General features: G+C 42.6%; 13 protein-coding genes and 1 tRNA gene. 4 read left to right on the forward strand and 10 right to left on the reverse strand.

The window, feature by feature from the left end; all coding sequences use genetic code 11:
- Positions 1 to 112: 112 nt before the first annotated feature.
- The 5 genes from DMB44_RS07780 to DMB44_RS07800 form a co-directional block, all read right to left on the reverse strand.
- Positions 113 to 1,186, reverse strand: a complete 1,074-nt coding sequence (locus tag DMB44_RS07780; protein WP_110642465.1) for an MFS transporter — start codon at positions 1,184 to 1,186, stop codon at positions 113 to 115.
- Positions 1,187 to 1,344: 158 nt separating this feature from the next.
- Entirely contained in the window at positions 1,345 to 1,818 is a 474-nt protein-coding gene (locus DMB44_RS07785) for an HAD family phosphatase (RefSeq protein WP_153280196.1), read from the reverse strand.
- A 173-nt stretch (positions 1,819 to 1,991) separates the two neighbouring features.
- Complete coding sequence (locus tag DMB44_RS07790) at positions 1,992 to 3,371, reverse strand: MFS transporter (protein WP_110642469.1); 1,380 nt, start codon at positions 3,369 to 3,371, stop codon at positions 1,992 to 1,994.
- Between the two features lie 211 nt (positions 3,372 to 3,582).
- Complete coding sequence (locus tag DMB44_RS09415; protein WP_161952114.1) at positions 3,583 to 4,266, reverse strand: hypothetical protein; 684 nt, start codon at positions 4,264 to 4,266, stop codon at positions 3,583 to 3,585.
- Positions 4,267 to 4,798: 532 nt separating this feature from the next.
- A tRNA-Val gene (locus DMB44_RS07800) sits at positions 4,799 to 4,871 on the reverse strand.
- Positions 4,872 to 4,978: 107 nt separating this feature from the next.
- Here DMB44_RS07800 and DMB44_RS07805 point away from each other — a divergent pair.
- Both DMB44_RS07805 and DMB44_RS07810 read left to right on the forward strand, forming a co-directional pair.
- Entirely contained in the window at positions 4,979 to 5,452 is a 474-nt protein-coding gene (locus DMB44_RS07805) for an HIT family protein (protein ID WP_237265367.1), read from the forward strand.
- 33 nt (positions 5,453 to 5,485) lie between these two features.
- Positions 5,486 to 6,634, forward strand: coding sequence for an MFS transporter (locus tag DMB44_RS07810; RefSeq protein ID WP_110642473.1), 1,149 nt, complete (start codon positions 5,486 to 5,488; stop codon positions 6,632 to 6,634).
- On the opposite strand, the gene merA is transcribed toward DMB44_RS07810, so the two are convergent.
- Both merA and DMB44_RS07820 read right to left on the reverse strand, forming a co-directional pair.
- Entirely contained in the window at positions 6,590 to 8,002 is a 1,413-nt protein-coding gene (gene merA / locus DMB44_RS07815; protein ID WP_110642475.1) for a mercury(II) reductase, read from the reverse strand. The two genes, DMB44_RS07810 and merA, sit on opposite strands and share 45 nt — an antisense overlap.
- Positions 7,995 to 8,222 carry a heavy-metal-associated domain-containing protein gene (locus DMB44_RS07820; protein ID WP_110642477.1) on the reverse strand — a complete coding sequence of 76 codons (228 nt, stop codon included), beginning with the start codon at positions 8,220 to 8,222 and terminating at the stop codon, positions 7,995 to 7,997. Before DMB44_RS07820 ends, merA begins: the two co-directional genes overlap by 8 nt.
- Before the next feature lie 370 nt (positions 8,223 to 8,592).
- Here DMB44_RS07820 and DMB44_RS07825 point away from each other — a divergent pair, with 370 nt between their 5' ends.
- Positions 8,593 to 9,036 carry an HPP family protein gene (locus tag DMB44_RS07825; protein ID WP_110642479.1) on the forward strand — a complete coding sequence of 148 codons (444 nt, stop codon included), beginning with the start codon at positions 8,593 to 8,595 and terminating at the stop codon, positions 9,034 to 9,036.
- 9 nt (positions 9,037 to 9,045) lie between these two features.
- Here DMB44_RS07825 and DMB44_RS07830 read toward each other — a convergent pair whose 3' ends face one another.
- Both DMB44_RS07830 and DMB44_RS07835 read right to left on the reverse strand, forming a co-directional pair.
- Complete coding sequence (locus DMB44_RS07830; RefSeq protein ID WP_110642481.1) at positions 9,046 to 10,125, reverse strand: site-2 protease family protein; 1,080 nt, start codon at positions 10,123 to 10,125, stop codon at positions 9,046 to 9,048.
- Positions 10,126 to 10,408: 283 nt separating this feature from the next.
- Positions 10,409 to 11,497 carry an MFS transporter gene (locus DMB44_RS07835; RefSeq protein ID WP_110642483.1) on the reverse strand — a complete coding sequence of 363 codons (1,089 nt, stop codon included), beginning with the start codon at positions 11,495 to 11,497 and terminating at the stop codon, positions 10,409 to 10,411.
- A 135-nt stretch (positions 11,498 to 11,632) separates the two neighbouring features.
- On the opposite strand from DMB44_RS07835, the gene DMB44_RS07840 reads away from it, so the two are divergent.
- A complete protein-coding gene (locus tag DMB44_RS07840; protein WP_237265368.1) occupies positions 11,633 to 12,823 on the forward strand; it encodes an MFS transporter in 1,191 nt (396 codons plus the stop codon).
- Position 12,824: 1 nt separating this feature from the next.
- Here DMB44_RS07840 and DMB44_RS07845 read toward each other — a convergent pair whose 3' ends face one another.
- The gene (locus tag DMB44_RS07845) at positions 12,825 to 13,427 is read right to left on the reverse strand and encodes a 2,3-diphosphoglycerate-dependent phosphoglycerate mutase (RefSeq protein ID WP_110642487.1); all 603 of its coding nucleotides are present in this window, start codon (positions 13,425 to 13,427) and stop codon (positions 12,825 to 12,827) included.
- Positions 13,428 to 13,606 lie beyond the last annotated feature (179 nt).

Consider the following 13,606-nt stretch of genomic DNA (forward strand, 5'->3'; position numbering starts at 1 on the left):
TGAACGGGATATACCAGTACAGTTAGATATACCTTCATGACTGTTGCCTCAGACCATTCAGCTGAAGAGTAGCTCACATAAAACCATGATTAAAGTTCAGGATTCGACTAAATCAGCAAGTCACATCGAAGCTATTCTTCATCCTAGGTAAAAAGAATACGGAATAGATGAAAGGAAATATGAATATGAAGTACGAAAACATCCGGTCGAACTCAAAAAGAAATCCGCCAACGGACGAACCTATTGCAAAGCCGATGGCATAGAATGTTTCATAATAGAATATACCCACATTTGGAGACGTTGTTGATGATATATACGAGAGTATCTTGGAGAAGCCGATTGCCGAGGCAACTGCTATCACCACAACGACCGGAATTATGAAATACATGCTGAGAGAGACCACAAGGATCAGGGGAAAAGCGCTCATAATCGCGGTTATGATTGAATAGATCGTCACCGGCATCTTTCTGATGAAGTTTAGCAGGAAAAACACAAACGCCTGAACACCTGCGAAGAGCGTCTCTATGATCGCTATATCAACGTATGAATATCCATGTAGCTTGAGGTAAGGTACCATCACATAGAAGAAGAAGCCGATGGCAATACCGCTGAAAACTAGCGGCATAATTATTATCACGGAGGGTTTCTCACCATGGTTCTTGGTTCCATATCCTTCCACGGTCGGTGCCATAAAACCAGCCGCAACGAAAAATATCAGACCCATGATAAATAGCGGCTTGAAGCCGACATACTGTATTATGGCACCTGCCACCATTGGAGCAAACACCATGGGAAAGCCCCATGATGCCGTGTACTTTTCTGCATTTCCTGTTCCAGAGGCATATCCAAGGTATATCTCCATCGATATCCAGAAGAAAGCCTGCACTATGGAAACGATACCTATGATGTATGCAAAATTGTCAGCCGAGGAAAAAACAAAGAGAAACGTTATGAACCCACTGACCAGCGGTATGATCCTAAGGGATCTTCTGATGACAGAGGCGCTGGCTTTCAGGTATAAAGCAGATGCGATGGCGAAAGAAAGGTTAGAAACCATTCCTATGATGCCTATCCGTGTGTAACCTAGGGAATACCTAACACCTAAAAGTGGAAAAGCGAAGCTGATCGTTAACCAGGCCATCGAAAAGGCCATGCTTGATAACACTATTCTCGTTGAATTCTTCACGTTATCTTACCGCATATTGAGCTCATACTTATGTTCTTTCGAAATGCATCGAAAAATGGAGATATTTAAAGGAATTTCTGACAGGTAACATCTATGAGACGTATTTTTTTGAATTACAGAATCTTGAAAAATATTTCAATCTTTGAAGACTATGTGCTTCACTCTGAGAGAGGAGCACCATAACTCTTACCGTGTGCTAGATCGTTTATGGCCTCAACGATACGGATGACTTCAGCAAAATTGTACGCGGTGAAATCTGCCATGGAAGAAAGAACCGAATCCAGAGGGTTAAAGGCAATGAAAAGCGATGAACATTTTTTCATGGAAAAATCTGCAATCGAATCGCCTATGGATATTGTCTCTGACTCTTTGACAGAGAATTTTCTGAGATAGGTTTTGAGGTTCAGATCCTTTCTCGCCGGATCAACGTTTTTCACAAATTTCAGTTCTCTTCTGACTTCTATAACATCATTCGCCACATAATCATCTATATGGTACATTTCGCTAACTTTTCGGGCAAAGTTGATTACACCGGCACTGATTATGACCGATTTTATCCCTGTATCTGAGAGGAAATCTGATATTTTTTGAAAATCATAGGTCACGTCAGCAGCATCAAAACTCTGATCCAAATGAGACTTAAGGTCAAGACCTGGAGGAATGCTGAACTTTTTTCCATGCCTTGATATGCTCTGGAATGCGTATTTTCTATTGCCTCCTACACCATAAATCCCCGATAAGACACGTTCCTATGAGTTCCTGTTTTTCAGGATAACGCCGTCCATGTCGAATGCGATTAATTTTATCAATCTGCCACCCCTATATTTGACATTTCCCCTATCTCACCTGATACTGTCTCAAGCGAACCTTTTGTTTCTGGTATCACTATCAACGTCAGCAATCCTGCAACTATTGCAAGCGAGGTCAGATAATAGAAGGCAAAGCTCTCGCCAAATACCTGAAACATGTAGGGGAATACGAACGATGACATCGAAGCTCCGATTCTTCCGGCTGATACCGTATATGATTGTATCTGGGATCGTATCTTGGTGGGTGCCAGTTCAACGCCCAACATGCCAGAGGCGCTTATGGATCCAGGCCCGAACTGATTTGCAAAATTCTGCATGCCGTAAAGCATCAGGCCAAGAAACGTGGTCAGCATTGAGTAATCCTTCAGTATTCCAAACGAGAGCAGGAATAAACCCATCAGAATGAAACCGGATACCTGCAACGGCTTTCGCCCTGCCCTGTCTATGAGCGATATTGCCAGTATTCCGCCGGGTATGGTGAATGCCAGCTCCATTATGAACTGAAATATCTCTGGTTTTACGCCAAGACCTGATGCGATGAGGCTGGGGCCGAAGAGTATGCTTGAATAGGCGATCTGATCATACAGGAACCAGAGTATCATTGCCGTTATATAAAAACGAGAATATTTTTTAAAATAGTACATGAATGAATTCTCATCCCTTATGTTGCCTGAGATCTCCACATTCTTCTTTGCTACATATCTCACCTCTTCTTCGAAGCTCTTTTTATCGCCAACTATTCTGGCTATGAATCTTGGGGTCTCTGGCATCCTTCTCCTCAGATATACAACTGCAAGTGCCGGTATAGATCCGGCCGCAAGAACCGCTCTCCACAGGATGCTGGAAGCAACAATGGGTGAGAGCACAAGGTATACAACGGCAGCCATCGTGGCGCCGAACCCCCACATGAGTCCGAATCCGAACGCAAGAGTCTTTCCGCGATCCCTTGCGTTTGAATGTTCGGCCATGATCATCGGAGAAAGAACGTAATCTGCCCCTACGCCAAGCCCCAGTATGAATCTTATCGCTATCAGGAAGATGATGTTAGGCGAAAACGCCTGCACCAATGCTCCTATGCCAAGTATCACAACGTCCAAGCCGTAGAATTTCTTTCTGCCTCTCCTTGCCAGCTCTCCAAAGAGTATTGAACCGACTGCAGCACCAATGAGTGCTGAACCTGCCAGCAGGCTTATATACAGCACATAATTGGGTGAGCTTTTGCCAATTCCGTAGAATGATAGCACCATGACGAGTACAAGCCCTATCGATGACAGGTCGTATCCGTCTGTAAAGACACCCATTCCCGTCGTTATCATCGATTTGAGATGGAACCATCCAAATCTGTTCTCATCAAGATCTCTGTAAATGTTTGCCATCGAGAGATCAATTTATGAATACGATATTGTCTTTGTCCCAATAATATATATAGATATATAAACCTTCCAATCAATATATAGAATAGAACTGTGACAATGAACGTACCTGAACGAACGGTCAATTTCAAGAATCCGGAAATTTATGATGGAAAGATCATCTTAGCTATAATTTTACGTTAGCCAAAAAATATTGTTATATTATAAAATAATTTTATGAATTTATTCCTCCCTCAAACATCTCCAGATTGATTGTAGGCGTTGCAGAAAGCATGCCGGATCCGATCTTGAATGCAATGTATATTGTAGATCCCTTGTGAACGTGGTTAAAGGTGAATGTATACGATCCGGTAGCATTCAGATAGGCATCTTCGATGGTGACAGAGGGTGTGGTGGTTTTAGCCGGTGATGAAGGTGGTGGAGGTGGCGTGGAATGGGGTGGAGGAGGTGGAGGTGGCGGTGGTGGAGCGGGTGGTCCGCCTGGCGGATCAGCAGCTATATTTGTTCCATTGAATATGAACGTAGCATTGCTGAAATATATGACAGAGCCAGCAGCAAATGGACTGATCACCGACAGAATTATAGTAAAATTACCATACTGCGTATTTGTAAAGTTTATGTCGAGAACATTTATTTCGTAGATTGTTTCATTGGTGGAGTATCCTATGGTCATATTTCCCAGAATTTCCTGAGGGCTGTACTTGTTAGGATGCCATCCAAACCCCACACTAGTATTCGCCGCCATATAGTTGCTTCCAGGCTGTATGTAGAATTGCGGTCCGATCTGTACCCCTGTTCCGCCGCTGAAGCCAACGACAAGAACGTCTGCAACCGCCACAGCCGGCAGTACGGTTGCAACCACTGCTACCAATACCAATATCATTTTTCTATTCATCATTCAGTCTCCCGACCAGTGGGCCGACTATTATAAAATACCAATATGATAATAACGATGTAGGAAAACAAAATATGTATTTATCTTATTGAGAAAAAACCTGAAAATAATTTGTGGCCAACATTGCGATCTTTCAATTCTACCTGCTTGAAAAACGTTAATCTCTGTCATTTATTTTTCCTATTTTGCCAAACATTAGATTGGTCCCGTACAGTTATAATCACAATGTAATGCCTGCGGATAAAAACTGTGACTATTTTGATAATTCAGTTTATTTTGATAATTCAGTTCAACTGTTTCAATCATAAATCAGAAGGCTTGGTAAACTGCCTTCAATAAATGATTTTGAGCAGATAATAAATATTCCGTATTCTGGTGTACTGCTCTTCCTGAAGCTCTGGTCTTTTTGCTCTACATTTGTAAAATCAGATTTACTCCTGATAACGGATATTATGATCCCGATACTGATATAATGTTTCGACAGAGAAGCTACATTCATCTTATCAATTATATAACATAAATGTGCGCTAAATCATGGGCCTGGCCGGATTCGAACCGGCGATCTTCTCCGTGTGAGGGAGACGTCGTAGCCACTGGACCACAAGCCCTTCTTACCCTTATAGATCGGATAGATATAGATTTTTCAATCGAAGTGACGCTTCATAAATTATCGGCTTCAGGATAAAAATTATTAACATAAAAACGATATTTGAATGTGCCCGGAAAGCAGCTGACGCTATTCGAAGAGGATAACAATGAGGTCAATTGCAAATTCTGCGAGATAATCTCAGGAAAAATAGCGTCAGAGATAGTCTATTCCGATGAATATTTTGTTGCGTTCCTTGACTATAAGCCGCTCTTTAAGGGACACACTCTGCTTGTTCCAAGAAAGCATTTCGGAGACATATACAATATGGACGACCTAACCCTTCAGAGAATGATGAAGACCGTAACACTCATATCGATGGCTGTGGAAAAAGCCACAATGTCAGATGGCACCTTCATAGCGATAAATAACAAGGTAAGCCAGAGCGTTCCTCATGTGCATGTTCACATAGTCCCCAGGAAGCATAAGGATGGCCTCAAGGGTTTCTTCTGGCCTAGGCAGTCCTATGCCGAAAACGAGGAGAAAATTTATGCTGGCAAGATAAGGTCGCAAATTGAGGCACTCATAACCGGTAAAGCATGATCAGATTTTTCATACAGTAAATAATCAGCAATCGTGGCTAAGCTATACCCTTTATTTGTGGCCAGCTCGTCCTTTTTCCTGAGTTACTACGTCCGGCTTTCATGGACCATTCTCTCCGTATACATGCCATTCAAACCTACGGTATCTGAAGAAGGAATGGCCTTCGCAATTTTCTTTGTAGGCTATGTCATTGTGCAGATACCGTCTGGATTTGTATCCGATAGGTTTTCAGGCGGTATGGTCATAGCATTGTCGCTCATAGGTCTGGCCGCCTCCTCCATCATGTCCGCCCTTTCTCCAGACATCCTGTGGGAATACATTTCGAGCCTGATTATGGGTTTCACGGCCGGATGGATATATCCGGCATCGATAAACATAATGAACCATTACTACAGAGATAGGAAGAGCATTTATGTGGGATACTACAGTATAGCGTGGCCTCTGGCGATCGTGGTATCCGGTTTTGCCCTTCCATCTCTTGCCATGGCAGTCGGATGGCAGTGGGGATATTACTCATCCGCTATCGCATCGTTGATGGTAGCATTCATGGCGCTGAGGCTAAAAACAGGTAGAACAGGATACAGGATAGATCTTTCGCTGATCAGAAACAGGAATGTTATCCTACTGTCCCTGGGAGGATTTTTATTTTTTCTATCATACAGGTCGCTGACACTCTATGCATACAAGTATTTTGTTTCAATAGGGATAGATCCTGTTATAGCCGGCCTGATATTTTCTTCAATGGCGATCTCAGGTATATTTTCAACTTCCTTTTCCGGCTTTCTGATATCGAGGATCGGAACAAAGAATGCTGTTGTCATTTCTCTGATCTGCTATGGCCTTCTCGTGTTAGCATTCTCCGAGGTGAGGTCTGATCTGCTTCTCATAATCATATCGCTTGTTATGGGATTCTTCAGATTCATAATAACACCGGGTAACTCTGGCCTTGCGATAGATATTGGTAGGGAGAGGGCCGGAAGCGTTTCAGGAATAGCCAATATGTTCTGGCAGTCAAGCGGGATAATCGGACCTGTTATCTCGGCCGCCATGATCATAGCCTTGGGTTTCAGAAACCTCTGGACTGCACTTGCATTAATAGTGTTTCTCTCCGGCTTGACCTATTATTTCATTGATATATCATTCCATGCAGCAGCTCATCATGCTGATATCACGGAGAAATGATTGTGCAGCTAGCTTGATCCCTTCATTCACAGTTGGAAATACATGCGGAGTATCTATCAATTGTTCCACAGTTATTGCCGAATTGATGATAACTGAAGCTTCGTTGATCATATCTGCAGCACTTTCAGCGACTATCTGTATGCCTATGATCCTCCCAGTATCATGTTCCGATATCATTCTGATCATGCCCTCTGGATTTCTCAATATTCTTTCCTTTGCCACATCCGAGGTTTCTATCGTTCTGACATCATAATTTATTCCAGCTGAAACCGCATCTTCTTCTGAATATCCGACGTAAGCATATTCAGGCTGTGTAAATATGGCTACAGGAAAACTGGAAATTTCCACTTTAACAGCTTCATGATTGAATATATTCTGTGCGGCGATTACACCTTCTTTTGCTGCAAGCGTCTCAAGTTTATATCTCTGCTTCACAACATCTCCTGCTGCATATATCTTCTTATTTGATGTTCTGAGATCTGCATCCACTATTATCCCTTGTTTGTCATATACAACACCTGTGTTTTCGAGACCAAGATCAACGTTCGGGTATCTTCCAATAGCTACAAGTATTTCATCTGCTTCCAGTTCAAATGAATCCTCGTTTTTATGCACCGTCAACACCTTCGTACCATTTTTTGTATGCACTCTTTCGACGGCCGCTGAAAGCGAGAATTTTACACCATCTTTAATCATTGCATCCATTATCCTCTTCGCCATATCCCTGGGTATTCCCGGCAGTATCTGATCTGCCTTTTCTATTATATGAACGTTCGACCCGAGCCTTGCCGCGGCCTGCCCAATTTCTGATCCTATTGGGCCGGCCCCTATTATGGCTATACTTTCAGGTATTTTTTTCAGATCCCAGAATTCATTGCTTGTTATATAACCAGCATCGTTTAGACCAGGTATATTTGGAATTGAAGGTTTGCTGCCGGTGGCTATAAGTACATTGTAACCGAATAACTCTGTTCCATCCTTAAGTTTTACTTTCCGATCGCCAGTGAATACAGCCCTTGATTTATACAGATCTATATTGCCGTATGATTTGAGGACATCCTCATATTTTTTCATCCTTTCGTTTCTTACGCCAGATCTTATAAAATCAAGTATCTTTGAGGTGTCGGAATGATATGAATCAGCCGTTAGACCTGGATATCTGGGTTCAGATATGTATTTGAAATTTCTTGCTGCAGATATCAGCATCTTGGAGGGGACGCAGCCTACGTTGACGCATGTTCCACCGAGGGGTCCTGTACCTACCATAGCTATTTTTGCCTGACCAGTGGTGATCTCAGAAGCCTTGATCGCTCCTGAGAATGCAGCTGCCCCATATCCTATTATGAGGAGATCGTACTCCTCACTCAATCTTTCTCACCTCTCCTCTGTATCTTGTGGTTCTGAACACTTCCGCATTTTCCAGATCCTCTGGATTAACCTTGCTCTCATCCACCTTCACAACAGCCTTTCCATCTTTCAGCGATACCTCTGCATCCAATACGCCACTAACAGCTTTAAGACCTCTCTTCACCGTAAGGACACAGTCATCGCATGTCATCCCATATATTCTCATTTCTACTCTTTTCATAATTCTGTATTTACAAATAATATATTAATCGAAAAGTTAAAAAAAGTTTACCTGTTTTCATCATGATCCCTCCGGAGTGTTCCTATGGATGAACCGATGTACGCCATAATTTTGCCTCTTTTAAATCAGTGATTCCAATTGTCCGAACATGTTTTGCATACCGATGATCACAAAAATCATTTTCGACTGATATTCAAATCTTTCAGTATATAATTCACAATATATTATAGATTGAGGCTCGCGGAAAACTCATACGGATTAAGATAGATAATAGGCTTCCCTGCATCATTCCATATTTCTATTCTATCACAGCGGATTTTTTTGGCCTGTTTACCTATATTTTAATATTTTTTAAAGATCGCCATGCATCATGAACAGGTCATATCGTATTATATATTTCCTCATCCTATTTGCAATTATAAGCGCCATAAGCTATGTTTTTAAGATCATTCTCCTTGCGCCCCCATTTGCCGTCTCCGCATATCTCATCACGGTAGAGTCCAGAGGTAGGTTTTCCGATCCGAATTCAATCATCGTTTCGTATCTGCTTGTCATAGCACTAACAACCATTTTCCATATATTTCTGGGTGTGCAGTTCCTGTCCATCTATCTGAATGTGAGTCTGATCGCTATATTCATAACACTTTCCAGATTCAGACATCCACCAGCCATTGCACTGGCCATATTTTCATACATAGCACACAACGATATTCTCTTCGTTGAATCTAGCCTTGTGATAGCGGCTATCCTCTGGCTTGCGGATCGCGTTATTTATTACTTATATAAAAATGACAAGAAAACCAGAAACATATGATACATGACCTCACGCCGGCTTTATCGGCACTATGGTGAATGTCAGTATGAACATGATGAGTGAGAACACGCCTATGGCTATGTCAAGCTTTGATATCTTGGAATAATCATTCAGGGCCGGGGGATGAACAAGCCCTGTGAAAACAACAAATATAGCTATTATCCACCAGCCAGTGTAGAAGAAACCGATCGCGAACAGGAAGCCAAGAAATACATATGAAAGAACATTTGCTCTGCTACCAAGAACTCCGCGAACTATATGGCTTCCGTCAAGCTGACCTGCAGGTATGAGGTTCATTGCAGTTGCGAACATTCCCACCCATACTGCGAAGACCATAGGGAAAATCGGACCAGAAAAATTCACGTTCAGCCCTAGAATATGATATATGAGAGGGAAGGTGACCTTGAACGGTATGTAGGCTGGCGGTATTGGCTTCACGACGTTCTGGAAATAATCTGCAACGAACATCAGCGGCAGTGCGGTGAGGAATCCCGCTATGGGGCCAGCTGCACCAATCTCAGCCATGGCCTTGCGGTTAGGGAGCGGATCTCTGAGAGATATGAACGCGCCAAATGTGCCTATTCCTATGGGAAACGGTATGAAGAACGGGAGCGAGGCCTTCACATGATGTTTTCTTGCCACAAGAAAGTGAGCGCTTTCATGGATTCCCAGTATGAGAAGCAATGGTGCAGAGAAGAATATAAAGCCATATCCCCAGAGCCTAAGCGTGTAATATGCACCTTTGGGAACGAAGTTTATGGAGTACTGCGATCCAACATACATAGTTGATAATATTGTGGCAATAAGAAGAATCAGGTTGACAGCATTGCCAAAGTATCTCTGCTGCGGCCTCTTCGTCACCTGTATTATATTTTCGCCGTCACGCAGGATCATAGGAATGAATCCCCGATCTATAAGATCCCTTCTTATGGAGTCGAATGCCTCATCTATATTCGGATTGTCGCTATCGAAAAAGTAGAATTTTACAGAAACAGGATCGACTATAATATCGTAGACATTAACCTTTGAAGTCACGACAGAAACAACGTATCTCAAATCCTCATTCTGAACCTTGATAGTCTGCTCCATTTATCATTACCCGGCGATGAAATCTCTTCCCCGGAAGTAACGAGATACATTCACGTTTCATGCACTCTGACCCTCCGGGGAACTCTTTGCCCGCCTCTGATCGGATTGTCACCGAAAGCTACACCACATATTCTCGATTCGAGGCCCATGGCAGGGCAACCTCTAGTCTCACGTCGTCGTTACCACTCACGATTCATGGAACTAGATGATGAGACAAACCAATATCAAAAATTGATTTAATTACTTTTACATTTTAAATGTATCCGATGCCATATCGCTCTCTTCAGGCTTTATTCGGCAAAGAGGTTGAAGAATGCGAAAACATCCTGTGGCCAACATCAGACAGGGCTATGAGACACGCCATCGAGAATATGGTTATCGCCACGGCCGATATTCTTATGGATCCTATCAGGTATATTATCGTCGGAACCAGAAAGCCGTTTATCGCTGAAAAATTCATGGATGGTCCTATCTTTTCTGGGCTGAGATTTTCGTCTCTGAGGAATCCCGGTATGACTGCATTCACGGCAAGGCCGAAAACTGTGAAGACGATGGCAGCATAAAAATTGAGGTAGAGGAATGCGAAGATGGAGAGGATCATTGAAATGGACGCTATGGAATACAGGGCCTTTCTGAAACCATAGCGCTTTGCCATTATTGGAAATATCATGTAGGCAGGTACAGCTAGAAAATAGGCGATCTCAGATTCCATGAAAGCAGCAGATCCATATATCTGTGGGATTATCTGCAGGACGAAGGCTGGCTCGAACGCCAGAAAGTATATCAAAAAACCGTAAACGGAGAAGTTGAAACCAGATGCTATAACATGCCCTATGTTAACCCGGCGTAGAAGCACACCTATGACCGATAAGGGTATGGCCACCGTGCCAGACATCGAGGCATATCTGTAAGGCAGAACGGCTGATATGGCGGCTGAAAGTATCCAGCCTATTGCCCATCCACCCGTTGTCAATCCTATGATGTGCTGTTTCCTGGTTCTCACAGCAACTTCAACCGCAAATGATGTGGATATCCCGAAGGCTATACCGATTATGAATCTAAGAATTATGAGGATCGGTACGCTGTTCAAAATGGAGATGAAAAACGATGTTAATCCGAGGACAGACATTGAGAGCATGAACGGCGTACCAAGGTACCTGAAACGTGAATAAATATAGGCACCTATGAATCTACCTATATATGGAGAACCAATTATAATGAATGTAGTATAATATGGTATACCAAGAGTTTTTGATATATATGATATGTAAAATGTTGGAGTTACAAGAATAAATGTCGGAATAACATAGCCAATTATAGCCATAATTTCAGATATATGACCATACTGCCTAACAGTGTATGTATTCTGCATATTTTTCTAGACATTTTGTTTAATTATTTAAACATTGTTCACTGCCTTTGATACATATGACGAAACTATTCGCTAGATGGAAGAATAGATTAAGATGTAAACTATTTCGGAGGAATGAGCGACGCCGGTGCATCAGTGCCATACTACAGGAACAGATCGCTGTGGGGAGTAAGTATTGCTGCCTCCGTAAGATCCATAGGCTATGGCGCCACATGGCCCTTCCTCGCCGTATATTTCAACACATATCTCCATATGAGCCTTATCTTTGTGGGCTTCATATTCACCCTCAACTCTGGCATATCAATACTTTTCAGCCTGTTTGCGGGATACATGGCAGATGCCTTCGGCAGAAAAACCACACTGGTAGTTGGCAATGCATCCGGCTTTGTCCTATATCTCCTTCTATCGATATTTGCGCACGGAAATGTCGCACTGATCTCCATACTGTTTATCTTCACCGCATTTTCAGGATCACTTGTTTTTCCCTCTGCTAACTCCATAGTGTCCGATATAACATCCAGCACTGACAGGGAGATGGGATATGCCATATACAGGATAATGGCAAACCTTGGGTGGGCAATAGGCCCACTGATCAGCGCGATCATATTCTCTTATGGATTCTCCTTCATATTTCTCTTTGTAGCTATTGCAAATGCCACCGCAACCATAATTTCTATCATGTTCGTGAATACGAACGCAAGGTTCAGAACACAGAGATCCGGCTTTCTCGTCAGGGATTACACACTATTCTTCTTCAGCATACCTGTGTTTCTCCTCATAATGGTATCGTCCCAGTTTTCAGTCACTCTTCCGATATACATCGTCGATGATCTGCACATAATAATAAGAAACCTCGCATATTTTTATGCTGTAAACGGTATAGTTGTGGTTTTAGGGCAGTATCCCATATCAAGGATGATGAGAAGATATTCGGATCTGTACGGACTCATACTTGGATCCGTATTTTACACCATCGGATATCTGATGGTTTCATTTTCGCATACTCTCTTCTACCTCATAATCGACATGATTGTGATAACAATAGGCGAGAACTTCACCTCTCCAAACATAAGTACCGTGACATCTAAGATCGCACCAAGGGATAAGGTCGGCAGGTATATGGGTTTCATAGGCATGATAAATCAGCTGGCGAGAACAGCTTCACCATCTGTAGGCACATTCATCCTGTATTCCCTTTCATCCTCACCGGTGCTTGTCTGGCCCGCGATAGATGGATTCGGCATCTCAGCCATAATATTATTCCTTATGTTCAAGATATTCTTTGTGGATAGGCATAAAATTGCGGGAAGACCGGTAAATATTTGACTCATCTACGGTTGAGATATTCTCTGACTCCGTCGGTTATGGTGATGCTGCCAAGCGTGATGAGTTTCCCTATCTCGACGTCTATTATTGTCATCGATGCGTTCTTTATGGATAAACCGTAGGTCTCCTCCTCGCCCATCTCTAGAAAATAGGATATAGCAGCTCTGACCGGATCGGAATGAGTAACATAAACGTTTATCCCATCTCTTGAGGCTATGGCCTCAACAACCCTTTTCTGCAGGCTTTCCCATTTCTCCATGCCAAGTTCCTCTCTGACCTTCCCGGTGATGTGGCCACTGTACAGATCATCCTTGAATTCATTTGCTCGCCTACCACGGGCCTTTCCCAGGCCGATCTCAAGCAATCGCTGATCTGTTATGACGTCCTTATTGAAGGCATCTGCAATGACCTGTGCCGTGTCGAATGCTCTTTTTATTGGGCTGGAATAGAAATTCTTTATGTCCAGGCCCTGAAGTTCTTTCGCCGTATGCTGGGCCTGCATTATTCCCCTTTCCGTTAACATATTATTATCAATCGTATCGGATAATATCCCTTTGACATTTATATCGCTCTCTCCATGCCTTATCAGTATAGCAATCTTCATCTGCTCTTAATCACCGATATCTATTAGAAATTTTTACTGAAAAATGGAGAAGGAAGTTTCCGCCTTTGAATTTAAGATATGAAAATTTGATCCGACCGGATGATTCTGCATAATACTCCATACATTATCAGCTTTACATTTGCGCTAAATTTTCGTATTGTGGTAAAAATAAGCGAAAC

It is taken from the genome of Thermoplasma sp. Kam2015 (assembly GCF_003205235.1).
Taxonomy (GTDB): Archaea; Thermoplasmatota; Thermoplasmata; order Thermoplasmatales; family Thermoplasmataceae; genus Thermoplasma.

Coding starts and splice junctions, on each gene's coding strand:
- DMB44_RS07790 (WP_110642469.1), bottom strand. CDS start 3,371: ATGGCAAACATTTACAGAGATCTTGATGAGAACAGATTTGGATGGTTC.
- DMB44_RS09415 (WP_161952114.1), bottom strand. CDS start 4,266: ATGATGAATAGAAAAATGATATTGGTATTGGTAGCAGTGGTTGCAACC.
- DMB44_RS07820 (WP_110642477.1), bottom strand. CDS start 8,222: ATGAAAAGAGTAGAAATGAGAATATATGGGATGACATGCGATGACTGT.
- DMB44_RS07825 (WP_110642479.1), top strand. CDS start 8,593: ATGAACAGGTCATATCGTATTATATATTTCCTCATCCTATTTGCAATT.
- DMB44_RS07830 (WP_110642481.1), bottom strand. CDS start 10,125: ATGGAGCAGACTATCAAGGTTCAGAATGAGGATTTGAGATACGTTGTT.
- DMB44_RS07835 (WP_110642483.1), bottom strand. CDS start 11,497: ATGCAGAATACATACACTGTTAGGCAGTATGGTCATATATCTGAAATT.
- DMB44_RS07845 (WP_110642487.1), bottom strand. CDS start 13,427: ATGAAGATTGCTATACTGATAAGGCATGGAGAGAGCGATATAAATGTC.